The 24,995-nt window shown below is 39.1% G+C and carries 21 protein-coding genes and 1 tRNA gene; 10 read left to right on the top strand and 12 right to left on the bottom strand.

What is annotated here, in order from left to right:
* Positions 1–462 precede the first annotated feature (462 nt).
* Genes AC5YCE_RS08935 through AC5YCE_RS08925 form a run of 3 tightly spaced genes read right to left on the bottom strand, consistent with a single transcriptional unit; the run spans position 463 to position 2,420 of the window.
* The gene (locus AC5YCE_RS08935) at positions 463–1,077 is read right to left on the bottom strand and encodes an OB-fold-containig protein (RefSeq protein ID WP_496126737.1); all 615 of its coding nucleotides are present in this window, start codon (positions 1,075–1,077) and stop codon (positions 463–465) included.
* 15 nt (positions 1,078–1,092) lie between these two features.
* Positions 1,093–1,401, bottom strand: coding sequence for a Rieske (2Fe-2S) protein (locus tag AC5YCE_RS08930; RefSeq protein ID WP_496171781.1), 309 nt, complete (start codon positions 1,399–1,401; stop codon positions 1,093–1,095).
* 14 nt (positions 1,402–1,415) lie between these two features.
* Positions 1,416–2,420, bottom strand: coding sequence for an adenosine kinase (locus AC5YCE_RS08925; RefSeq protein WP_496171776.1), 1,005 nt, complete (start codon positions 2,418–2,420; stop codon positions 1,416–1,418).
* Between the two features lie 134 nt (positions 2,421–2,554).
* Between AC5YCE_RS08925 and AC5YCE_RS08920 the strand changes: the two genes are divergently transcribed.
* From AC5YCE_RS08920 to AC5YCE_RS08900, 5 genes are all read left to right on the top strand, one after another.
* The gene (locus AC5YCE_RS08920) at positions 2,555–3,004 is read left to right on the top strand and encodes a GNAT family N-acetyltransferase (protein WP_496126739.1); all 450 of its coding nucleotides are present in this window, start codon (positions 2,555–2,557) and stop codon (positions 3,002–3,004) included.
* Positions 3,005–3,701: 697 nt separating this feature from the next.
* On the top strand, positions 3,702–6,641 hold the full coding sequence (locus AC5YCE_RS08915; protein WP_496171775.1) for an insulinase family protein: 2,940 nt from the start codon (positions 3,702–3,704) through the stop codon (positions 6,639–6,641).
* An 80-nt stretch (positions 6,642–6,721) separates the two neighbouring features.
* Positions 6,722–7,867, top strand: coding sequence for a phospholipase A (locus AC5YCE_RS08910; RefSeq protein WP_496126741.1), 1,146 nt, complete (start codon positions 6,722–6,724; stop codon positions 7,865–7,867).
* 325 nt (positions 7,868–8,192) lie between these two features.
* Positions 8,193–8,429 carry a hypothetical protein gene (locus AC5YCE_RS08905; protein ID WP_496171774.1) on the top strand — a complete coding sequence of 79 codons (237 nt, stop codon included), beginning with the start codon at positions 8,193–8,195 and terminating at the stop codon, positions 8,427–8,429.
* A 102-nt stretch (positions 8,430–8,531) separates the two neighbouring features.
* The gene (locus tag AC5YCE_RS08900; protein WP_496171773.1) at positions 8,532–8,774 is read left to right on the top strand and encodes a hypothetical protein; all 243 of its coding nucleotides are present in this window, start codon (positions 8,532–8,534) and stop codon (positions 8,772–8,774) included.
* 81 nt (positions 8,775–8,855) lie between these two features.
* On the opposite strand, the gene dsbD is transcribed toward AC5YCE_RS08900, so the two are convergent.
* A complete protein-coding gene (gene dsbD, locus AC5YCE_RS08895; RefSeq protein ID WP_496171780.1) occupies positions 8,856–10,733 on the bottom strand; it encodes a protein-disulfide reductase DsbD in 1,878 nt (625 codons plus the stop codon).
* Between the two features lie 323 nt (positions 10,734–11,056).
* Here dsbD and AC5YCE_RS08890 point away from each other — a divergent pair.
* A tRNA-Met gene (locus AC5YCE_RS08890) sits at positions 11,057–11,133 on the top strand.
* A gap of 276 nt (positions 11,134–11,409) precedes the next feature.
* Positions 11,410–11,637, top strand: coding sequence for a hypothetical protein (locus tag AC5YCE_RS08885; RefSeq protein WP_496126744.1), 228 nt, complete (start codon positions 11,410–11,412; stop codon positions 11,635–11,637).
* A 126-nt stretch (positions 11,638–11,763) separates the two neighbouring features.
* Here the strand turns inward: AC5YCE_RS08885 and AC5YCE_RS08880 are convergent, their stop codons facing one another.
* From AC5YCE_RS08880 to AC5YCE_RS08845, 8 genes are all read right to left on the bottom strand, one after another.
* Positions 11,764–13,182, bottom strand: coding sequence for a short-chain fatty acid transporter (locus tag AC5YCE_RS08880; protein ID WP_496171772.1), 1,419 nt, complete (start codon positions 13,180–13,182; stop codon positions 11,764–11,766).
* Between the two features lie 197 nt (positions 13,183–13,379).
* Complete coding sequence (locus AC5YCE_RS08875; RefSeq protein ID WP_496171771.1) at positions 13,380–14,012, bottom strand: CoA transferase subunit B; 633 nt, start codon at positions 14,010–14,012, stop codon at positions 13,380–13,382.
* A 3-nt stretch (positions 14,013–14,015) separates the two neighbouring features.
* Entirely contained in the window at positions 14,016–14,720 is a 705-nt protein-coding gene (locus AC5YCE_RS08870) for a CoA transferase subunit A (RefSeq protein ID WP_496171770.1), read from the bottom strand.
* A gap of 87 nt (positions 14,721–14,807) precedes the next feature.
* Positions 14,808–15,728, bottom strand: a complete 921-nt coding sequence (locus AC5YCE_RS08865) for a hydroxymethylglutaryl-CoA lyase (protein WP_496171769.1) — start codon at positions 15,726–15,728, stop codon at positions 14,808–14,810.
* Positions 15,725–17,731, bottom strand: a complete 2,007-nt coding sequence (locus tag AC5YCE_RS08860; RefSeq protein ID WP_496171768.1) for an acetyl/propionyl/methylcrotonyl-CoA carboxylase subunit alpha — start codon at positions 17,729–17,731, stop codon at positions 15,725–15,727. Before AC5YCE_RS08860 ends, AC5YCE_RS08865 begins: the two co-directional genes overlap by 4 nt.
* 30 nt (positions 17,732–17,761) lie before the next feature.
* Complete coding sequence (locus AC5YCE_RS08855) at positions 17,762–18,556, bottom strand: enoyl-CoA hydratase/isomerase family protein (protein ID WP_496171767.1); 795 nt, start codon at positions 18,554–18,556, stop codon at positions 17,762–17,764.
* Positions 18,557–18,591: 35 nt separating this feature from the next.
* Positions 18,592–20,193 (bottom strand): carboxyl transferase domain-containing protein, encoded by a 1,602-nt coding sequence (locus tag AC5YCE_RS08850; protein ID WP_496171766.1) that lies wholly within the window; start codon positions 20,191–20,193, stop codon positions 18,592–18,594.
* A gap of 55 nt (positions 20,194–20,248) precedes the next feature.
* The gene (locus tag AC5YCE_RS08845) at positions 20,249–21,421 is read right to left on the bottom strand and encodes an isovaleryl-CoA dehydrogenase (RefSeq protein WP_496171765.1); all 1,173 of its coding nucleotides are present in this window, start codon (positions 21,419–21,421) and stop codon (positions 20,249–20,251) included.
* 145 nt (positions 21,422–21,566) lie between these two features.
* Here AC5YCE_RS08845 and AC5YCE_RS08840 point away from each other — a divergent pair, with 145 nt between their 5' ends.
* From AC5YCE_RS08840 to AC5YCE_RS08830, 3 genes are all read left to right on the top strand, one after another.
* Positions 21,567–22,193: a TetR/AcrR family transcriptional regulator gene (locus AC5YCE_RS08840; RefSeq protein ID WP_496171764.1), complete on the top strand. Its 627-nt coding sequence runs from the start codon at positions 21,567–21,569 to the stop codon at positions 22,191–22,193.
* Between the two features lie 121 nt (positions 22,194–22,314).
* Complete coding sequence (locus AC5YCE_RS08835) at positions 22,315–24,006, top strand: AMP-binding protein (RefSeq protein ID WP_496171763.1); 1,692 nt, start codon at positions 22,315–22,317, stop codon at positions 24,004–24,006.
* A gap of 178 nt (positions 24,007–24,184) precedes the next feature.
* A complete protein-coding gene (locus AC5YCE_RS08830; RefSeq protein ID WP_496171762.1) occupies positions 24,185–24,865 on the top strand; it encodes a class I SAM-dependent methyltransferase in 681 nt (226 codons plus the stop codon).
* Positions 24,866–24,995: the final 130 nt, after the last annotated feature.

Raw genomic sequence — 24,995 nt, 5'->3', positions numbered from 1 at the left:
AATTAAATAAAAATGAATTATTATATATTTATTATAAGTAAATTTGATAAGAGAGGCATTCTTTTGAAGATAATCATCGAATTTATTTGCTATTTTTCCATGAGCTATTTTTTGTGATTTCAGCAATTTAATTAACCCGAATCCTGCTTAAGAAAATGAGATCATTCATCTTGAGACTTATCCATCATTTTGAGCATAAAAAAGTCTATGCTTTGGTCTGATAACACTAAAAACTAATCATAAAATTAAATTTAGCTTATGATTTTAAAGAAAAATCCTTATCCGCGATTCGGGTTAATTAAGTTTAATATCGGGTTTTCTTTAAAGAGCTGTGTGAGATATGACAAGCATGTCATTCAAATCAAATGGTCTGACGGAACGATTTAAATTACATGTGTTTTTCCAATACAGCCAGAAGCAAGTTGATGAATAAGCGATGCTGAAAAAAATGAGAAAAAGAGCTTAGAGTTGATCTACATTGAATAACTGATTTGAAGGTGCGATCTTTTTTACAATGTAATGCGATTTTTTATATCGAATGAGGAGGACTTGAGATTGAATTTCAATTTCACCAAATTCCGGCTCCACTTGCACATAATGAAGCTGTCCGAATTCATCACGCACACGTGCTTGTGCAGAAAACCCTGGACGAGCATTCCCACCAGATACCGTGGCTAAACGACCTAGCAGAATCGTTTTGGTTTGTTGGAATTTGGGGCGTATGACTTGATCCAAGCAATGGATCATAAAAACAGTGAAGAAAATTGCGATGATTAAGGCAGGAATAATAGCGTAAAACCAGGGCATTAACATATTTTGATATGCAAAGCTGGTCAGTTGTAGCATGTACCCGGCAAAACTAAAATTGATCAGTAAAAATACGAATATCAGTACTTTAGAGAATTTGACTTGAACAATTGGTGAGTTAGACAGCCATTGAGGCGCAACCTTTTTAAGGAAAGTACTCGGTCTTAAGCCAATATAATAGCCTAACGTTTCAGCCATGCTGAGCAGAATAAGCATAACAACACTTAAATGAAAGGGCATCAAGTCATATGCAAAAATCAGTTCAAACATGGCTGAAGTCCCGAGTTAATCTTCTAAGTAAATTCCACCATCAGAGTGAACTTTAATATTCACCTTTTCAAGACTATCGCCTTGGCATGGGCCAGAAATACACAAGCCTGTCTCCACGTCAAATAATGCACCATGTGTCGAGCATTGAATGAATTCTTGATCTTGGTCAAGGAATTGATTTTCCAAAAACTCAAGCTCAACTTGAAGGTGAGGACAGACGTTCTGATAAGCGTAAAAAGATCCATCACGTTGCGTGATAAAAATGGTATCGCCATCTTCAGTTTCAAAAGACCGAGCTTCTCGTTCTGGAATTTCTTCCATCATGCAGATTTTATTCATTATGCGATTTCCGTTTGGAACTCATTTAATAATTTTGCGTAATCGTTAACATTAAGGCGTGGGCCAAATTGAGAGACCACTTGACTCGAAATTAAGATAGCCAATTCAGTCGCTACTTGTAAATCTTTACCTGCATTTAATGCATATAAGAAAGCACCTGAAAATGCATCACCCGCACCATTGGTATCGACAGCAGTCACTTGACGTCCAGCCACTTGAATGCTTTGATTCGAAGATGAAACCAATGCACCGTTTGAGCCTAGTGTAATGACAACGGACTGACTTAATGTTTTTAATTGAGCGAGTGCCGCATCGATTGTTTCAGTCTGCGTGTACATCAAAGCTTCTTGCTCATTACAGAACAATAGATCGACGCCATCAGCAATCAAATCATCTAAGCCTACACGTGCATATTGCACCATGGCTGGATCTGACAACGTGAGTGCAATTTTTACACCATTCTCTCTTGCAATTTGACGAGCTTGTTTAACCGCAGCTCGTGCAGTATCACTGGTAGATAGATAGCCTTCGATATATAACCATTTTGCTGTTTTTAAAGGTTCAAAATCAATTTGTTGATCCGATAATTCAGCTGTAATTCCCAAGTAAGTATGCATAGTGCGTTCTGAGTCATCACTGACCAGTACCATACATGTACCAGTTACACCTTCACTGATTGATTTATCAGAAGTTTGGATGCCTGCGTCGTTTAAGCCTGTTAAATAAATTTGACCTAAGTCGTCATTACCCACACGGCAACCGTAGAATGCTTTTCCGCCTAGAGCACTAAAGGCAACAGTAGTATTGGCAGCAGAACCACCAGCAGCTTGACCTTTGTAGACTTGAGTTTTTTGCAGATTTTCAAAGAGTTGAGCTTGTTTTTCGCCATCTGTGAGTTGCATGGTGCCTTTTTGCAAATTTTGTTGAATTAAAAAGTCGTCTGATACTTTAAATTCTTGGTCAATGAGTGCGTTACCAATTGCAAAAAGATCAACAGTAGCCATGTTATCAATCACATAAAATTAAAAAGAGAAAGTTTACACCAATACTCAGATTAACTATAGTTTAGTGAATAAAATTCAAGTTTTATGACGCATATTGGTATATAAATAACGGAAAGGATTTTGCGATAAGATTTATGAAGATTGAAATTAAAGAAGTAGAGACATTACCAAAAGCAATTTCTGAATTGGCAAAACAATCAGACAAAGAAGGGTTTAGTTTTGTACATCGTTTAATTGAAGAGTTTGACAATGGTGTTAATCGCTTCGATCAGACAGGTGAATTTTTTTTAGTGGCATACGATGGCGAAAAACTGATTGCCTGTGGTGGTTTAAATCAACAGCGTAGTGAAGATGAAAACCAAAGTAAAATAGGTCGTGTACGTCGTTTCTATGTCCTCCCTAAATATAGACAACATGGCGTCGGAAAGATGCTTTTGCAATATTTAGAGAAAAAAGCAATTCAAAACTTCTCAGCACTTTGTCTTCAAACAGACACCAAGTCGGCATCGAATTTTTATCAAAAAATGAATTATGTCTATGTACAGAATCATTCAAATTATAATTATTTTAAATATTTGATTTAGTTTCTGGCACGAATATTAAAGCTCAATACCTTTGAGCTTTAATCATGATTTAAGTTTGATTGAATAATTTAAGAACAGACCATTTGGAGTCTGTTCAATGAAAATATTGGAGCAATCATTCACCCATCAGCAGATCCGCCATTAGGCGCTGTCTAAAGTCTCACAATCCACTTTGATCTTTTGGATCACAAAAATATGTGCAACCACTTTAAGTGGAACAGTGGGTGATGCTTTATCCATGTCTATGACCAAGAAAACTGGTTGAATACATTCACTTCGCTGATTTTTTTCATTTTGCTTTATTTTCAAATTTCCAGCAAGTCTTATAAACCTTGCCTGTATTGGTTCAAGATTATTGTCGACACAACTATAGATAAGAAGACTTTCGCTGATTTGTTGGATCGGTCACTTAGGCTCGGCTATATCGGTGGGACAACCATATTATTCAGTTTGCTATTGGCTTTATTACTCACTTGTTGAAAAGCTGAGGGGAGCATGTCTCCACGATCTTAATCTTACTGATCGAAATAGCCTAAGCAAATAAATTCTTGTTTAAAAATATCAAAAACAATCACCTTAGAATTAACCAACTAAAATAGTATGATTAAATTTGTATAAGCACACGATAAACAGATGAATTGTACCTCAGAGTCGGTATAATACTTTTATGTCACAAAACTTACATTTAGGAGCTCACATGACAGTAGATGTCACTGAAACCATTTCTCAAACAATTCACCCTGCGTTTCAGTTGGTACGTCAACACCATGTAGCCGCACTTGATATTTTGGTTACCGAATATCGCCATAAAGTTACCAATGCTGTTCATTTTCACTTAGCATCAGAACATGATGAAAACGTATTTTTGGTTGCCTTCCGTACACAACCGATGGATTCAAAAGGTGAGGCGCATATTTTAGAACACACAGCACTCTGTGGTTCTGAAAAATTCCCTGTGCGTGATCCATTTTTCTTGATGATCCGTCGTTCATTAAATACATTCATGAATGCATTTACTGCTGCAGATTGGACGGCGTATCCATTTGCAACTCAGAATAAAAAAGATTTTCAAAATTTACTGTCTGTTTATTTAGATGCGGCTTTTGCTGCCAATTTGAATCCACTTGATTTTGCTCAAGAAGGGATTCGTATTGAGCTTGAAAATGGTGAGCCTGTTTATAAAGGGGTTGTTTTCAATGAAATGAAAGGTGCGATGAGTTCACCTTCAGATCAGTTGTACCATCAATTAGCACATCATTTGTTCCCAAAGACCACCTATCACTACAACTCAGGTGGTGATCCAAAAGATATCCCAGATCTAACGTATCAGGAATTAGTTGATTTCTATAAGTCACATTACCATCCAAGCAATGCGATTTTCATGACTTTTGGTAATCAGTCTGCTTATGAACTCCAAGAGCAATTCGAAACTTTAGCGTTGTCTAAGTTTGAAAAAGGTCAAACCATTCATTCGATTCATGAGCAGCGTTTAGAAGCACCGATTGCTGTCACTGAAACGTATGCAGTAGATGCTGAAGATTTAAAAGATAAGACGTATCATATCTTGTCATGGTTATTACCAGAGTCTAGTGATACAAAACTTCGCCTAGGTTTACGTTTGGCTGAAGGGATTTTGCTCGAAGATTCCGCATCGCCACTTCGTCATTATTTAGAAACCTGTGGGTATGCACAATCTACTGGTCCAATCATGGGCTTAGATGATTCTAACTTTGAAATGACGTTCTACTGTGGAATTCAAGGTTCAAACGCTGAACATGCTGAAACTTTTAAAAACGGCGTGATGAACATTCTTGAAGAGGTTGCTTCAAAACCTGTTGATCCTGCAATGATCGATGCGATTCTTCATCAAATAGAATTACATCAACGTGAGATTGGTGGTGATGGTACACCTTATGGTTTAAGCCTGATCTTAAATGGTTTAGGTAGTGCAATTCACCATAATGACCCGATTGAAGTTTGGGATGTTGATGCGACCATTGAACAAGTCAAAGAAGAACTCAAAGATCCAATGTGGATCTCAAACTTAATCAAAACCCATTTGATTGATAATCCGCATCGCGTGCAAATGACCCTGATTCCAGATGCAACTAAATCTGCAAAAGAAGCGGAAGCTGAAAAAGCACGTTTAGCTGCGATTGGCGCTCAACTGACTGAAGAAGATAAAGCTGAAATCATTCGTCAAACAGATGCCTTAAATGAACGTCAAGCTACACCTGACAATTTAGACCTGTTACCTAAAGTAGGTTTAGAAGATATTCCTGCGGAATTGGCGATTGTACAAGGTCAGTTACGTGAAATTATCAGCAATAACCTCGATACACCATTGAATTTATATCATGCAGGAACCAATGGTATTTACTACCAACAAGTACTGATTAAAATTCCTGAAGATGTGCTTCATTCACCGTATTTTAATTTACTGTCTATTTTGATGGGTGAGGTTGGTGCAGGCGAATACGGTTACTTAGAATTACAACAATTACAAACCGCTGTGAGTGGTGGTTTAGGTATGGGTGCATCTTTACGTAGTAAAGTGGACGATAAAGGTAAAATTAGCGGTTGGTTAACGCTGACAACGAAATCTTTGACAGATAAACTGGATACCATTCAATTGTTAAAATTGGCATTTGAACAATTACGTTTTGACGAAAAAGATCGAATTATTGAATTGTTACAACAACGTAAAACACGTTGGGCTTCACGTCTTTCTGGTTCAGGTCATAGCTATGCGATGCAAATTGCATCTCGAAATATGAGTGCTTTGGCTGAACGTGACTACAATATTACAGGTCTAGGCGCACTGAATTGGTTAACTGATTTAGTTGCTCAAATTGAAAAAGATGAAAATGCTTACAATGATTTGATCAATCAATTAAAAGCCATTCATCAAGCTTTGCTTTTAGCACCTAAACAATTCTTATTGGTCTGCGAAGAACATCATTCAGATCGTCTGATTGAGGAAATTCAAAATGTTTGGGATAAATTGGCCATTGACCGTACGCCGATTGAATTAGCAAAACCAAACTTTGAACGTAGCCAAAATGATGAAGCTTGGCTGATTCAAGCCAATGTACAATTCTGTGCATCTGCATATCAAGCGGTGGATGTGTCACATCCTGATGCTGCACCATTGATGGCTTTGGCTGGCTATTTACGTAATGGCTTCTTACATAGCGCAATTCGTGAAAAAGGTGGAGCGTATGGTGGTGGCGCATCATATGACGGTAATGCATGTGCGTTCCGTTTTTATAGCTACCGCGATCCACGTCTTGCTGAAACATTTAAAGATTTCGAAGCAAGTATCGATTGGTTATTAAACACTGAACAACAACCGCATCAACTTGAAGAAGCCATTCTCGGTTTAGTTTCAGGAATGGACAAACCTGGTTCTCCTGCGGGTGAAGCGATTACGGCGTGTTATGCATTATTGCATGGACGTACACCTGCATTTAGAAAAATGTTGCGTGAACGTCTGCTCAACGTGACGCTGGATGATCTTAAACGTGTTGCTCAAACTTACTTGGTTGAACAAAAACCTGTTAAAGCGGTTGTTGCTCCAATTACCAAGAAAGAAACGCTTGAGCAATTAGGGTTTGAAATAAAACAAGTCAATTAATTCACTAAATCAATAAACTATACATGGACGTTTAATGGTTTATTTCAATCATAATATAAAAACCTTTTGGGGAGTTTTCTATGTTGTTTAAAACACTTGAACTTAGTCCTTTGAATCTGAGCATCTCTATGATGCTTGGGTTTGGAGGTATTTCTTTCGCTCATGCGCAAGATTCATCTGCACAAATTAATCCTGCTAGCTCACAGGCATGTACGGCACTCGAGTCAAATGCCGACCGTTTGGCTTGTTATGATGCACTTTTTAAAGCACCTCAACAAAGCCCTGTACTGGTTTCTGAACAACGTGCAGCTACCGAACTTGAAGACAAACCAGAGCCTGAAACTTTAAAAGCTAAAATTGAAGATAAAGTTGAAAATTTATTCAGCGTTGAAGGGGATCACGTTGATCCAAAATCATCTCTGTTTGATAAACGCTGGGAACTTTCAGCCGATAGTAAGCTGGGTACATGGAATATTCGTGCGCATCAGCCTGTTTATTTACTCCCGGCTTTTTGGACGACAGATAAAAATGAATTTCCTAAAAGTCCAAACTCTCAAAATACAGTTGAGGATGACCAAAATTTAAAATCGATGGAAGCTAAATTCCAGATTTCACTCAAAACCAAAGCAGTAGAGAACTTAATTGGTAATAATGGTGACATTTGGCTTGGCTATACGCAGTCATCGCGTTGGCAGGTATACAACTCTGAAGAATCACGTCCATTTCGTGAAACTAACTATGAGCCAGAAGCCAGTTTGATTTTTCATACCAACTACAACTTGCTAGGTTTAAATGGTCGATTACTCGGTCTGACTTTGAATCACCAATCCAATGGTCGTTCTGACCCGCTTTCAAGAAGTTGGAATCGGGTGATGTTGAATGTTGGTTTTGAAAAAGACAACTTCGCCATGATGATTCGTCCTTGGTATCGAATTGAAGAAGATTTTAAAGATGACAATAATCCTGATATTAAAAACTATATCGGACGTGGTGATTTAACAACTTTCTATCGTTGGAACGACCATGATTTCACTTTAATGTTACGTCACTCACTGAAAGGTGGTGATGAGGCACGCGGTGCAGCGCAATTCGATTGGGCTTTTCCTATCAGTGGTAAATTACGCGGACACTTTCAACTTTTTGACGGTTATGGTGAAAGTCTGATTGACTATAACCACCGTGCAACTTATGTCGGTTTAGGTGTTTCTTTGATGAATGCATTTTAAAAAAAGATGTATTGAGAAATATTTAGACAGTTGAAAAATATTTAGACAAATGTAAAAAGCCACTTTTCTAAGTGGCTTTTTTTATCTTAGTTCAAACCGTATTTAACTAAATGTATGACTTATATAGATAGGTATTGTCATTATTTTATAAGTCATTGCTGCATTATTAGACCAATATCGCTGATATGATAATATGGAATAAGTCTCCATAAGAGCTCATCATGTGTTTAAAAAGAACCATGAGTTTTGAAGTAGATTATGTCAGCATTTACAACGATGCATATAACAGTTGCTGAGGAAGCATTCATTCCTCAACTGGCAATTCATGCATTTCATCAAGCTTTTGAATCAGTACATTCGGTCTGGGAATATCAGTTCAGCATTATTGTCGGGAACCCCAATTGCTCAACAGAAAATCATGCAATTTGAAGCATCTGATATTGATTCATATCTCGCAGCAAGCATTATCGATTTAATTCGATTTGAATTTCTAGCGATGAAGATTAGTTTTAGCTTTAAAACGGTGATGTCTCATGAAATCCAAGTTGATTTTTTAAAATAAGCCCAGCAAAAAGGATTTCAAACATATTTATATAATGTTGCAACAGTCGATCCAGAGATCAATATTGGTCGTATACATTATCGTGTTCAAACAGGCGCTCATATGGTTCCTGAGCTGAAAATTCGTGAGCAGTATTATCGAAGTTTAGATTTGTTGATGCATGCTGTTGAATACAGTGATCGCTGTTTCATATTTGCTCATTCTAATGAAGGTCAAAGAGCATTATTTATGGCGGAAATACAATCTGCTAAACAGCACAAACTCAATCTTGAACTTAATGCAGTAACGAATTTGGTTTATGGATTGGTTTGTAGAGAACGTTTTATCAGAATTCACACAGACTAAGTCGAGTTTTTTGATCAAATTGAAGGGTTAAATCAAAATGGCACGTTAAGTGCCATAATTTCGTGTCAGACTAATTTGAATTTAATTAGAACTTAAGATAGATGACATTCGTAAATTTTCTATCAATTTCTCTGCTTTGAATGTACCCGTTAAACGTGAGTTTCGAATTTCTTGACCTTGTAGATCAAAAAATAAAAGTGTAGGAGGACCTAAGATTTCGTGTTGTTTTAAAATGAGATCTTGTGATTTGTTTTGCACTGATAAATCTAGTTTAATCAAATAGTAGCCTTTTAAAGCCTTTTGTACGTCAACACGAGGGAAGACCTCGTTTTCAATCGGTTGGCAAGCAACACACCAATCTGCATAGACATCCACAACGGCAATTTTATTTAAACTTTGAGCATCTGCAAGCGCATGATCCAATTCGAGTTGTGTGGTCACTTTCTTCCAAGGATGTAAAGTTGATTCTACACGTTCGATTTTAGCGAGCTCTAAACCTTGCATGATATTGGTATAAGAAAAATATAAAGCGAGCAGACCTATAAGGGCAATAAATAACCGTGGTGCAAGTTTGTGAGTTTTTAAAATGATATGAATGATATAGATAAAGGCGAACAGTGAAATCAGTGCTACAGCATAGTAGTAGATGTTGGCGTTAAGCATCGGGCGTATAAAGTAAGCCGCAAGTCCCAGCATTAAAAATCCAAAGAGAATTTTTAAATGATTCATCCATTCACCCGGTTTAGGCAAGAGTTTATAACCAAAAACGCAAGCAATAAAGAGAGGGAAACCAATTCCTAAACCAAGGATAAATAGATATAAACCACCCATCGATGCATCATTACTTTGCGAAACAAAAAGGAGTGCACCTGCCAGTGGCGCACTCATACATGGACCAACAATCAGTGCTGAAAGTGCTCCCATTGCCATCGTACCAATCAGCGTTCCTGTTTTTTGTTGATCTTGAAAGTGATTTAAACGATTCACCCATGATTGAGGTAAACTTAACTGAAATAATCCAAATAAGTTCAATGCAAATAAAACAAATAAGCCCGCAAAAAAAGAAATGACCCAAGGACTTTGAAACCAGCGTTGAAAACTATAGCCTATTTCAGCTACAAAGATACCCATCAGTCCATAAACAGCTGCCATACTGATGATGAAACTAGATGCAATAGTCGCTGCTCGGAACCCAGATTGTCTTTGAATAATCAGAGAGGAAATAATGGGAATAAGGGGTAAAGAGCAAGGCAAGAAAGCCAGCAATATCCCTAACCCAAAAAAGATAAAGAGATTGAGCCAGATTGTATCTACTGAAAGTAAACTAAAAAAAGATCGATCATCATTCCATTGTAATGACGTTGTGCTGCTTGATTCATTTTCAGGTTGAGGGTCTTGATCTGCTTCCTGAATATCTTGAGTGACATTACTTTGTTTTAAAATATCGTTTGGATTGCTAATGCGAGTATTTTTAATCGCATCATCTTGTAGGTTGGAGTTTGCTTGTTCAATTAAACTGTCAGCTGTATTGTTCTGGCTAATACTGTTTTGACTAAATGCATCTTTGTTTGTGCTGAGTTGTGGAATCAAACCATCTTGGTCTGTATTGATGCTTTGAGATTGTAAGGGATAGCACAATCCATCTTGTGAGCAACCTTGCCACGTAATTTTATATTCAGTATTGGGCTTGACCTTTATTTGAGTCGAAACTTGATTGTAATGAACTTCAGTAATTCCAAAGGTTGGATCATCTTTTTTTTCACCTTTAGGAAGTGGAAACTCCACGCTTTGCCCTGACGCGCTAATTTTGAATTGATCATGATACAAATAGTAATGCGGTTGAATGTTCCATTTAAGTTGAACTTGATCTGTCGCAGTCGATTCGGCTGAAAATTTAAAGGCTTGGTCTGCAGCAAGGAATTCAGAATTTGCGAATGTCAGGGAACTGGCACTTAGCATTAATGCTAAACCGAGTGAATAAGTTGTTCGCAAATCCAATACCCTATAAGACGAGTGATGTGATTATTATTGACGATTCAACTGAGGAAGTGAAGTCATTCTAATTTCTAAGTAGTATTGAGCTTAAAAAGACCTGATTACAATGATGTCAGTTAAAGTTTTTAATACATAATAGCGATTAAAAAATAATCTATTTAAATTTCTTAAGATGTTTAGTAGTCTGATAAGCACTTAATATAGGGAAGATTTAGGCCTATAAATAGAATTAGGTCAATATAATGGTTGACGAACTAATCGTTTTTCTGTATAAATGTACTTATTGATGCGGGATGGAGCAGTCTGGTAGCTCGTCGGGCTCATAACCCGAAGGTCGTTGGTTCAAATCCAGCTCCCGCTACCAATCATTAAAACAGCAATTCTGTAAAATGATTGGATGTATTTAAGTAAAGTAATTGATCAGTATAGTTTGTCTAAAGCGTAAATTGATGTGAAAGTGGCTTCCAAGTGGATAGTCATTCTAATGAAAATTATAGTTGCAGTGTTGTTAAGCTAAATCGTTAAACAAAAAGATAAATTTAAATATCCTCTCTAAATATTGATCTTAAATCTTTAATTCATTGTTTGTTATAAATTCTAATGTTGGAATTTGTATTGTCGTATATTATTGGTGTAAATGTTGAATAAATTTGAAAATGTAATTGCAAAATCTGTAAATGGTAGTGAAATTTTAGTATCGTTGGTTCCATCAAAAAAAATGCAAAGTACCCGTGAAGGGTTTGAGTGGGTTGAAGTGGGTAAAAAAGTATTACTTCAATCTGGTATCGAAATTGATTTGAACTTAGATGGCCGTAGTTTTTATACTGGCGTTCACGAAATGTTCCGTTTAGAGTCTAGAGTGTGTTAATTAAACACAATTTAGTATCCTTAAAAAAATAAAAAAACCGCCAAATTTGGCGGTTTTTTGTATTTCCAACTTTATAGTTATTGGGTTATTTATTTAATTGAATCATTTAAGTTTTAGAACAAAGCTTTAAAACACGGGAGGCGTATACGTTAATGTACGTCCAAGGATCCACAATAAGAACAATACCAATGGAATATGGAAAACCAATTGGGTTACTGTAAATCCAATTACATCTTTTGCTTTGAGTTTAAGTATCCCCAACATGGGTAACATGAAGAATGGGTTAATTAAATTGGGAAGAGCTTCTGCTGCATTATAAATCTGTACAGACCAACCCAGATGGACTTTTAAATCATGGGCTGCTTGCATGACATAAGGCGCTTCAATAATCCATTTACCACCACCTGATGGAATAAAGAAACCTAGAATGGCAGAATAGATTCCCATCACAATCGCAAAGGTTTCTTTCGAAGCAATCGATACAAAGAACTCAGCAATATAATGCGAAAGTGAAAGATCAGCACTGTTCATGGCATTGGTCATGATAAATGCAATACTGCCGTACAGTGGAAATTGAATCAAAACACCCGAAACGGCTGGAACGGCTTTCGACACAGCATTTAAGAAATTGCGTGGGGTACCATGCAACGCAATCCCTAACATCAAGAAAATGAAGTTATAGGTATTTAAGCTTGAAATCGCAATAATGGGATTACTTTTGCCGAATTCATTGAACATCCACAGCAAACCCAACACTACAATCAATATGCTTAAAATGGGTGAATTTTCTAACCATTCTCCCGGTCTTTTCTTGGTTTCAGTCTGATCAGCAACAGGTTTGTCTTCATCCAATTCAATATCAAATTGATCCATGGTTTTGATGCTATTGCCTTTAGGTGCAGACCAGTAACAGATCGCAATAGAGGCCACAATCAAAACAGCAGTCATGATCATGGATTGAGGGAGGAAAATGGTTTCCGTAAATGGAATTACACCCGTGAGATTATAGATTGGCTCAGGAAGGCTCGCTTTATTGGCTTGAAGTTGTGCTGCTGACGAGCTAATGCCGAGCGCCCAAGTCGCACCCATCCCAATAATCGCAGCCGCTGCGGCAGCACGATAATCCATATTCAGTTCTTTGCGTTTAGCCAAGGCAATCACAAGCAGTGCAGTCAATACCGTACTCATCGCCCAGTTAATCAGCGAAATCAGTAAACTGACCGTCGCAACCAAGACAATAGCATTTCGTCCAGAGTTCGGAATTTGCGCCATCTTTTGAATGAGCATTTCGACAGGCTTTGAAACAGAGACCACATAACCCACGATAATCAACATACACATTTGCATGGTGAATGGGATTAAACTCCAGAAACCATTACCAAATGAGTTGGCAACATCTTGAACAGGAGCACCAATCCCAATGGCGGCAACTGCAACGATGACTACGCCAAGTAGCGCAAAGATATAAGAGTCTGGAAACCATTTTTCAGCCCAGTTACTGACACTGAGTGCAAATCTTTGCAATATATTTTGAGAATTATCCATAATTCTGTCCTTATTTTAGCGTTGAGTTTTCCTTAAGAGGTGTTTCCTTACTTTATTTTTGAAAATAGATTTTTAAAACGGCTTTAGTGAATTAATTTTTTGATTAAAGTGAGCCTGAAATGTTGTATGGAAAGAATCCAAATCAAAATTTCAGGCTAAAAATACGACGAGCTATGTCATATTGATCTGTCAACACATTAAGCTTGGATTAATGGTACGCCAGTCACTTTTTGGATTTCATCAAAAGTCACGTCTTTTGCAAGTTCGACTAATTTGACCCCTTGAGCTGTAATATCAAGTACACCTAAATCGGTAATGACGCGATGAACCACGCCTTTACCTGTCAGTGGTAGGGCACATTTGTCTACAATTTTAGGCGTGCCATCTTTCGCACAGTGTTCCATTAATACCACGACTTTTTGCACGCCTGCCACCAAGTCCATTGCACCGCCCATACCTTTGACTTTTTTACCCGGAATCATCCAGTTGGCAAGATCACCTGTTTTCGATACTTCCATTGCCCCTAAAATTGCAATATTGACATGCCCTCCACGGATCATGGCAAATGAATCTGCACTGGAAAAAAATGAAGCTCCTTTTCGTGCGGTCACCGTTTGCTTGCCTGCATTAATTAAATCTGCATCGACTGTATCAGGCGTTGGAAATTCTCCAATGCCCAACAAGCCATTTTCAGACTGAAGCCAAACATTGATATGTTCAGGAATATAGTTCGCGACCAGTGTTGGCAGACCAATCCCTAAATTGACATAAAACCCATCTTCAAGCTCTAAAGCTGCGCGCTGCGCCATTTCATTGCGTGTCCAAGCCATGGTTTAAGCCTCCGTCTTTAAAGTCATTTGTTCGATACGTTTTTCAGGTTGAGCATTCAGCACAATACGGTTGATATAGATGCCTGGTAAATGAATGGCATCTGGATCTAATTCACCAATTTCAACAATTTCTTCCACTTCTGCGATACTGATTTTGCCTGCCATCGCGCAGACTGGATTGAAGTTTTGAGCTGTTTTACGAAAAATTAAATTTCCTGCTTTATCGGCTTTGTAGGCTTTGACGAGTGCCACATCAGCCGTCAGCGATTCTTCTAAAATGTATTCCTTACCATGGTACTCACGAACTTCTTTACCTTCAGCAATGAGCGTTCCGACACCAGTTTGAGTAAAGAAAGCAGGGATGCCTGCACCACCTGCACGCAGTTTTTCTGCCAATGTGCCTTGAGGGGTAAGTTCAACTTCGAGCTCGCCATTTAAAAACTGGCGTTCAAATTCTTTATTTTCACCGACATAAGAGGCGATCATTTTTTTAATTTGTTTGGTTTCAAGCAATAGACCTAGCCCAAAACCATCAACCCCAGCATTATTTGAAATACAGGTTAAATCTTTTGCACCCGTGTCTTTTAAGGCTAAAATTAAGGCTTCAGGAATCCCGCACAAACCAAAGCCGCCAACGGCTAAGGTGTGTCCATCCTGAACAATGCCTTTGAGTGCTGCCTCAGCAGATTCGTATACTTTATTGGTCATTAAACACCTCATTCTCAATCATTGAGTACATTTTGAGTTAGCCAAATACCTTTTCAGCATTCGGTGTTGATTTAGATTTTTAAAATTTTAAGCGCATCGTGTTTGCCAATAGGCATTGGCGTAGTTGGATGGATTTTTACGCTGTAAGACGTGGCTTATATTTTGAGAAGCCTGCATCAGTGCATCTACATCAATGCCAGTTTCAAAGCCCATTTTTGAGAGTAAATAGAATAAATCCTCAGTGGAGACATTGCCTGATGCGCCTTTGGCATAAGGACAACCGCCGAGACCTGCAATGGATGAATCAAAAATTCGAATGCCTTGGGTCAAAGATTGGTAAATATTGGCAATCGCCATGCCGTAAGTATTATGGAAATGGCCCGCTAAATATTGTGCATCTATCTGTTCAAGACATGCATTCCAAACTTTTGCAACTCGATCAGGTGTAGCTGTACCAATGGTTTCTCCCAAAGAGACCTCATAACAACCCATGTCTAATAATCGTTTCGCCACATAAGCGACTTTTTCAGGCTCGATTGCACCTTCATAAGGACAGTCGACAATGCAAGAGACATAGCCACGCACTTTGATATTATTGACTTTGGCTAAAGTCAAAATATCTGCAAATTTGTCAAAACTTTCATCAATGCTGCAGTTGATATTTTTACGCGTAAAGCTTTCTGACGCTGCCGTGAAGACTGCAACTTCTGTACAACCCACAGCCAGTGCAGATTCAAAACCTTTTAAATTTGGCGTAAGCAGGCTGAATTGAATCTCAGGATCGTGTGGGAGTTGGCGATACAGCACATCGCTGTCTGCCATTTGAGGAACCCATTTTGCGGATACGCATGAACCGACTTCAATATTTTTGAGCCCTGTTTTCATCAAATCTAAAATCAGATTTCTACGATCATCCAGAGTTAATGGCGTCTTTTCATTTTGCAGTCCATCTCGTGGACCAACTTCAACGATTTTGACAACATTGGAAGTATGAGCATCTAAGTTCATGCAACCTCCTCAAGCGCTTGGAATTCGACCAGTTCATCACCGGCTTTGACTTGATCGCCTTTTTGGAAGTACGAAGCAATCACCACACCATCAAACGGCGCACGAATGGCATATTCCATTTTCATGGCTTCAAGAGTAAGTAAGACGTCATCTTTTTTCACGCTTTGATTGGCAGTCACAAAAATTTGAGTAATCGCACCTGGCATTGGCGCTTTCAGATTGCCTTCTGAACCCGCTGAATCTTCAGCGCTATAATTATTTTTGATGTAATGAAATGCATAAGTTTTACCATGTTTGAAAATGGTTAAAGCATCTTGAGACTGACTAAATGCCAATTTATCTTTCTTACCTTGTAACTCAACCACAATTAAATTTTTATTGAGTATTTCGCCACTCAACTCAATCTGTTCACCATTAACATTGGCAATAAATGAGCTTTGATGAGTACTGCCACCATTTAAGGTTAATCGAATGCAAAGCTCTTGATCTGCCAATTTGAATTTGATTGGGTAGCTGGTTTTCACATTGCTACGCCAAAGAGGATTTGCTTGCCATACTGGATTATTGGCGACTTTATTTTGACTAGAGCGGAGTAATAATTCAGTCAATGCCGCTGATGCAATGAGTTCATTTGAGGTGTGTTGTGCGGTATTAAATAAATAATCTTCTTCACGCTGAATCAGATTGGTATCCAAATTGGCATGAGTAAAGGATTCACTTGCAACTAATCGATCTAAGAATGCAATGTTGTTGCCTAAACCTTCGACATGGAATTGGCTCAGTGCATTGTGCATTTGTACCAAAGCAGCTTCACGGTTTTCACCCCAAACGATCAATTTTGCAATCATAGGATCATAGAAAGTAGTGATTTCATCACCCTCAACAATACCGCTATCAACACGGACAAAATCATTCTGAGCCGGGTAATGTAGATAGTTGATTTTACCAATGGCAGGCATAAAACCTTTTTCAGGTTCTTCTGCATAGACACGTGCTTCAAGGGCATGGCCATGAATTTGAAGCTCGTGTTGTTGCTTCGGTAATGGCTCACCAAATGCGACGCGCAGTTGCCATTCAACCAAGTCTTGTCCTGTGATCATTTCGGTCACGGGATGTTCAACTTGTAGACGCGTGTTCATTTCCATGAAGTAAGCCGTACCGTCTTGTTCAACGATGAACTCAACTGTTCCAGCACCGACATAATCCACAGCACGTGCAGCATTGATCGCAGCTTCACGCATCGCTTCCAATTTTGCTTCAAGCATTTTTGGCGCAGGCGCTTCCTCTAAAACCTTTTGATGACGGCGCTGAACTGAACAATCACGCTCAAATAAATGCACATAGTTGCCATGTTTGTCACCAAAAACTTGCACTTCGATATGACGTGGATTCACCACATAGCGCTCAATCAGGACATCATCATTACCAAAGCTTGATTTTGCCTCAGATTTACAGGACGCCAATGCACTTAAGAAATCTTCACTACGTTCAACCAAACGCATTCCTTTTCCACCGCCACCGGCAGAGGCTTTAATCAACACAGGGTAGCCAATGCTATCTGCTTGCTGTTTTAAAAATTCAGCATCCTGATGGGTACCGTGATAACCCGGTGTTAATGGGACACCCGCTTTTTCCATGAGTGTTTTAGAAGTGGCTTTTAGACCCATCGCTAAAATCGCTGCGACTGGAGGCCCGATAAAAGTAATGTTATTTTTTTCGCAAGCTTCAGCGAATTTGTCATTTTCAGATAAAAAGCCATAACCTGGATGAATCGCTTCAGCGCCAGTGTTTAAAGCCGCTTGAATAATACGATCCGCTTGCAAATAGCTTTGTGCAGCAGGAGATTCACCAATATAAATTGCTTCATCAGCCAGTTTGACATGTTGTGAATGGGCATCTGCATCTGAATACACGGCAACAGTCGCTATTCCAAGTTTTTTTGCACTGCGAATGACACGACAAGCAATTTCACCACGGTTCGCAATTAAAATTTTATTAAACATAATCAATATCCTTATTCTTTTTTGATGCTATTACACCGCAGTCTTGATCCAATCGGGACTTTGCTTATTTAGAAATGCAGTTAATCCATGCTTGGCTTCTGCACCTTGGCGGACATGCGCAATATGTTGTGCTGTTTCTAGCAATAATGCTTCGGCTAACTTTTGCTGATTAACCCATTGAATCAATTGTTTGGAAGATGCCTGAGCTTCTGGTCCACCGAGTAATAAGGCTTGAACAATCTCATCAACTTTTGCATCTAAATCTTCAGCAGAACTTACTTCATGCACCAAGCCAATGTTCTGCGCTTGTTCGGCACTGATCCGTTCAGCGGTTAAGAAATAGCGTGAAGCCTGACGTGCGCCAATCGCACGAATCACATAAGGGCTAATGGTAGAAGGGGCTAAACCTAAACGAACTTCTGAAGTTGCAAATTGAGCATCAACACTTGCCACACAAATGTCACAAGCTGAAGCGAGTCCCATACCGCCACCGAAAGCGATGCCATGCACACGGGCAATCGTGGGTTGCTTTAAAGTCGCTAAACTTTGCAGCATTTTTGCCAGTTTTAAAGCATCCGCTTCATTGTCTTGCTTAGATGCTTGACCCGCTTGCTTCATCCAATTCAGGTCTGCACCCGCAGAGAAACTTTTGCCACGTCCCGCCAAAATCACCACACGAACATCATCTCGTGTATTGAGTGTGGTAAAGCAATTATGTAATTCTTCAATCACTTGCGTATTAAATGCATTATGCAGTTCAGCACGATTAAGCCAGACGGTAACCACTTGATCTTTTTGTTCGAGTTCTAAATATTGATAGCTCATCTTTTTCTCCAATTCTTGATGTTCATGTTGGGTGCTTACATGCGGAACACGCCAAACTTGGTCGGTTGAATTGGCGCATTCATTGCTGCAGCTAAACTTAAGCCCAAAACATGACGCGACTCAGCGGGATCAATCACACCGTCATCCCAAAGACGTGCTGAGGCATAATATGGATGACCTTGTTTCTCAAATTGATCTCGAAACGGCTGTTTAAATTGGTCTTCTTGTTCCGCAGACCAAACTTCACCACGTCCTTCAATTTGATCGCGTTTTAAAGTGGAGAGTACACTTGCCGCTTGCTCACCACCCATCACAGAAATTCGAGAATTCGGCCAAGTCCACAGGAATCGAGGAGAGTAGGCACGACCACACATGCCATAGTTACCTGCACCAAATGAACCACCGACCACTAAGGTCAGTTTAGGCACATTGGCAGTCGCAACTGCCATTACCAGTTTGGCACCATTTTTGGCGATTCCTTCATTTTCATACTGGCGACCGACCATGAAACCGGTAATGTTTTGAATGAAAATCAGCGGAATATTGCGTTGGGTACACAGTTCAATAAAGTGCGCGCCTTTTTGTGCAGATTCCGAGAAAAGAATACCGTTATTGGCAATAATCCCGACTGGCATACCGTATAACGTAGCAAAGCCTGTGATGAGTGTCGTACCAAAACGGGCTTTAAATTCATCTAAACGTGAACCATCCACAATCCGCGCAATGACTTCACGAATATCAAAAGGTTTACGTGCATCACTTGGAATCACGCCATACAACTCTTTAGGGTCATAAAGTGGTTCTTCAATGGCTTGTAGTGGCGGATTCGCTTTGATATTGAGGTTCTTTACAATGTTCCGCGCAATCGCAATCGCATGTTCATCATTTTCAGCCAAATGATCAGCGACCCCAGACAGGCGGGTATGGACATCACCACCACCCAAATCTTCAGAACTGACCACTTCACCCGTTGCAGCCTTCACCAGTGGTGGACCACCTAAGAAAATGGTGCCTTGGTTACGCACAATAATGGTTTCATCTGACATCGCAGGCACATAGGCACCACCTGCGGTACATGAGCCCATGACCACCGCAATTTGTGCAATGCCTTGGCTTGACATACGTGCTTGGTTATAGAAAATGCGTCCAAAATGATCACGGTCAGGGAAAACTTCATCCTGCATGGGCAAGAACGCACCACCTGAATCAACCAGATAAATACACGGTAAATGATTTTGTTCAGCGATTTCTTGCGCCCGTAAATGCTTTTTCACTGTGAGTGGATAGTAGGTTCCACCTTTGACTGTGGCATCATTGGCGACAATCATGCAGGTCACACCCTGCACTTGACCGATACCTGCAACAACGCCAGCAGCAGGGACATCGTCCGCATAAACCTGATAAGCAGCCAATTGTCCAATCTCTAAAAATGCGGTCCCTGCATCGATGAGTTGGTCAATACGTTCACGCGGTAATAACTTGCCACGATCTAAGTGCTTTTGACGGGCCTTTTCACCGCCACCTAAAGCAATAGTTTGTGCCTTTTGTTTTAAATCATCTACTAACGCAAGCATCGCGGCTTGGTTGATTTTAAAATCTTCCGATCGAACATTGATTTTGCTTTGAATTTCGTTCATGAATCACGTCCCTGTATATTTTATTTCACGCTATCTTCTAATACTTCATTCATCATTATTTGGTTTCATTAAACAATTCACGACCGATCAACATACGGCGAATCTCAGACGTACCTGCACCAATCTCATACAGCTTTGCATCACGCCATAAACGACCGGTGTCATAGTCATTGATATAGCCATTACCGCCTAAGGTTTGAATTGCTTCGCCTGCCATCCAGGTTGCTTTTTCAGCAGAGTAGAGGATGGCACTGGCTGCATCTTTACGTAAACCACGGTCATGATCGGCTTTATCACAAGCTGCACCAACAGCGTAAACCAGTGCTTTACTTGCGAGCCAAGTGGAGTACATATCTGCAATTTTGCCTTGCATCAATTGGAATTCACCTAAACACTGTCCGAACTGTTTACGTTCGTGAATGTAAGGAATTACTGCATCTAAGCAAGCATCCATAATACCGAGCGGGCCACCACTGAGTACGGCACGCTCATAGTCCAAACCACTCATGAGGACTTTGGTCCCATTGCCAACACCACCCATCACGTTTTCTTTCGGTACTTTGACATTGTCAAAGAACAAAGGATAAGTGTTCGAACCCCGCATACCGAGTTTGTCTAGGTGACTACCATGGCTAAAACCTTGCATGCCTTTTTCAACTAAGAATGCAGTCATGCCTTTCGCACCCGCGTTTAAATCCGTTTTGGCATAAACCACCAGTACATCCGCATCACCGCCGTTGGTGATCCACATTTTTGAACCATTTAAAACAAAATGATCGCCTTGATCTTCAGCTTTGAGTTTCATGCTGACGACATCAGAACCTGCATTGGGTTCAGACATGGCGAGTGCACCAACGTATTCACCAGAAATCAGTTTAGGTAAGTATTTCTGTTTCTGTTCTTCAGAGCCATTACGATTAATTTGATTGACACAAAGGTTAGAGTGCGCACCATAAGACAGCCCAATAGAAGCCGAAGCACGCGAAATCTCTTGCATCACAATAATATGTGCCAAGTAACCTAAGTTTAGCCCACCGTATTCTTCACTGACGGTGAGCCCCATGAGTCCCATATCACCCAACTTTTTCCATAAATGAGCAGGGAATAGATTGTCTTTATCTACTTGAGCGGCAATTGGTGCAATTTCTTTAGCACAAAAGGCAGCGACTGAATCACGCAGTGCAATTAAAGTTTCATCCAGTCCAAAGTCGATGCTATGTAAATTCATATTTTCATCCTAAAAATTTTATTTCTTATTTCATTAAAAGCAATTTCACTTTGCTTTAAACATACAATACCTATATTTTATAAAAAAGTGAATTAAAATTCACAAAATGATTTATAATTCATTTTAGTTGATTAGGTACACGATTATGAGCTATAAAAGATCATCTTTAATGCAAGAAAGGATGATGCAGAACAGGCAATCCATATTGCAGTCTGCGCGTGATCTGATTGCAATTGGTGGTTTCAAAGAAGCGCAAGTTCAGGCTATTGCTGAGAAATCAGGGGTTTCAAGTGGTTTGGTTTATCGCTATTTTGAAAATAAAAATCAGATTTTGATTGAAGTATTGTCGAATGCAATTATGCGTGAGATTGATATTTTAAACACCATTGCAAAAAGTCAACTCAGTAGTACAGAGAAGTTGCAAAAAGCGGTTCAAACCTTCGTGAAGCGTGCTTTGAATAGTCCTCAGTTATCGTATTCACTGATGTTTGAACCGATTGATGCAGTGTTAGAACATGAACGTTTTCGTAGTAAGCAAATGATCAAGGAATCAATCAAAGAGATTCTTGCTGAAGGCAAAGCGAATGGTGACTTTGTGTTTGAAGATTTAAATACAGCAGCATTATGTGTCGTTGGTGCAATGACCTTTGTTGTGATTGAACCTTTAAATCCATCTCGCAATGTTATTTTCGATGAACATTACAAAGGTTATTTTGTGAAGCAAATCGTTGATTTTTGTGTAAACGCAGTTCAAATGAAGGAGGACGTCTAGCCTAGTTGTTTTGCACAAAAGGAAGTGCTTTAAAAGTAATCGTAAATAAGTTAAGTATATATAGATCAATCGATTGAACATAGAACGAAAGAATTAAAAATGAATCAAGGAGTAAGATTCAATGACTCAGGTACGACTCAGTTATGCCTATGGCACCAGTCAGCAACCCTTACTGGGGATGACCATAGGCGATAAATTTGATCAAGCATGTCTACAATATGCCGATCAGGATGCGGTAATCAGCGTGCATCAAAATGTACGACTCAGTTATAAACAGTTGCAAGACAAGGTCAATGCATTTGCATGTAGCTTGATAAAACTGGGTTTAAATAAAGGGGATCGCTTAGGGATTTGGTCGCCTAACTGTGTGGAGTGGACGATTTCTCAATTTGCTGCATTCAAAGCAGGGATCATTTTAGTCAATCTAAATCCATCCTATAAAAGCAGTGAACTTGAGTTTGTACTGAATAAAGTCTCCTGTAAGGCACTGATTATTGCATCCAATTTTAAGACCACAGATTATCAAGAAATTCTGACCAAAATTGCGCCTGAAATTAAAAATGCCCATGATAAAGTTTTAAATGCTAATAATTTACCGCATTTAAAATCAGTGATTAAAATTGATGATCAAGCACAAGTCGGTTTTCATCGTTTTTCAGATTTAATGCCTGAACCATCAAACGAACAATTAGCGCAACTCGAAGCCATTGCTGCAGATTTGCAATTTGATGAAACCATCAATATTCAATTCACATCCGGCACAACAGGTAACCCGAAAGGTACGATGTTGACGCACAACAATATTCTAAACAATGGATACTTTGTGGGTGAGGCGATTCATCTGACACCGCAAGATCGCGTCTGTATTTCTGTACCACTATTCCATTGTTTCGGTATGGTCATGGGGAATTTGGCCTGTATTACGCATGGTTCGACTATGGTTTATCCCGCTGCAGTGTTCAATCCACTAGAGAGTTTAAAAGCCATTGAACAAGAAAAATGTACCGCTGCTTACGGCGTACCGACCATGTTCATTGGAATGCTTGAACATGAGCAATTTGATCAATTTGATTTAAGCAGTCTTAGAACTGGGATCATGGCGGGTAGTCCGTGTCCTCGTGAAATTATGCAAAGAGTCATAGATCGTATGCATATGCGAGATATTACGATTTGCTATGGTATGACTGAAACCTCTCCTGTGAGCGCACAGAGTTCGACATCGGATTCTTTAGAACAACGTGTCAGTACTGTGGGTCGCGTGCATCCACATATTGAAATTAAAATTGTCGATGAACAAGGTAAAGTTGTTCCGCGTGGAAAACTGGGCGAACTGTGTGTCCGTGGATATTCAGTGATGCTCGGTTACTGGGAAGAAGACGAAAAAACGCGTGAAGTGGTCGATGTGGCTAAATGGATGCACACGGGTGATATCGCTGAAATGGATGAACATGGGTTTATAAAGATCAAAGGTCGAATTAAAGATGTGGTCATTCGAGGGGGTGAAAACTTGTTCCCCAAAGAAATTGAAGATTTCTTGTATAAGCACCCAGATGTGATGGATGTACAGGTGATTGGTTTACCTGATCGTCGCTACGGCGAAGAATTATGCGCCTGTATCATTTTACAAGAAGGTCATACTGTCACCGATGAATGCATTCGCAATTACTGCAAAGAGCATATTTCGCATAATAAAGTGCCGCGCTATGTGAGATTCTTTAGCGAGTTTCCAATGACAGCTTCTGGTAAAGCGCAAAAATTTAAGCTACAAGAGTTCATGCGAGAAGAATTAAATCTTCAAGACGAAATGACATAAATCTATTGAGTATAGAAGCATGGAGACACATATCAAATTTCAATGCATTTGGTATGTGTCTTTACTGTGTTCATTACTGTGTTCATTTAAAAGATTCTTTTATTTTTCTCTCAATTGCATATGCCCATCAAAATTTATGTCATCAATAGTTTAAATTCAGGTTGTTTAAGAGGGATAGATGGCCAAAAACTTTAATCATCCGAAAGTGGTGGAGGCCTATGACGATCATATCCGATGCTTGATTCCGGGTTATGAATTGGTTCATCTGCAAATTAGGTCAATATTAAAAACTCAGCTTTCTATAAGTGCTAAAATTTTGATCGCAGGATGCGGTACAGGCTATGAACTTGAATATTTATTGGAGACCTTTCCAGAAGCGAGTTTTGTCGCCTTCGATCCATCTGAAGAAATGATCAATAAAGCCAAAACACGTTTACAGTCAAATGATTTAGAAAAAATAGAATTTAGAATTGGCGATTCAAGTGTTTTAGAAAATCACGCGCAGCAATTTGATGTCGCTTTAGCCATTTTAGTCTCGCATTTCTTAAATCCATCTCAAAAGAAGCAGTACTTTAAAGAGATTCAACAGTCCTTAAAACCAAATGGCTTTTTAATGAGTTTTGATCTGATGAAATTTAAAGATCAGGGACACATTCAACACTTAAAATATCTCACTGAAAGTTTGGGACTCAGTGAAAAACAAAGCCAAATGATGGTTGAGCGTTTGGAGGATGATTTTGAATTGATCAGTATCCAAGACATGCAACAACTTTTGAGAAACTGTGGCTTCCATACGACAGAATGGTTTACACAGATTTCAAATTTCTATGGTGTTATTGCTTATCAAAAAGAAGCTTAAGACCTCAAGTGGGTTGGGAGTGCCAGATGGTTAGGAATGCAAGAAAATTAGCATATAAACATCGGAACATTTTTAGATAAGTATTTCTATTTCTTTATTTTATATATGCAATTCGCATAATTTTATATTG

The organism is Acinetobacter sp. CY79 (genome assembly GCF_059515845.1).
Note: the sequence above shows the minus strand (reverse complement) of the source record. Positions and strands in the feature narration are given on the sequence as shown.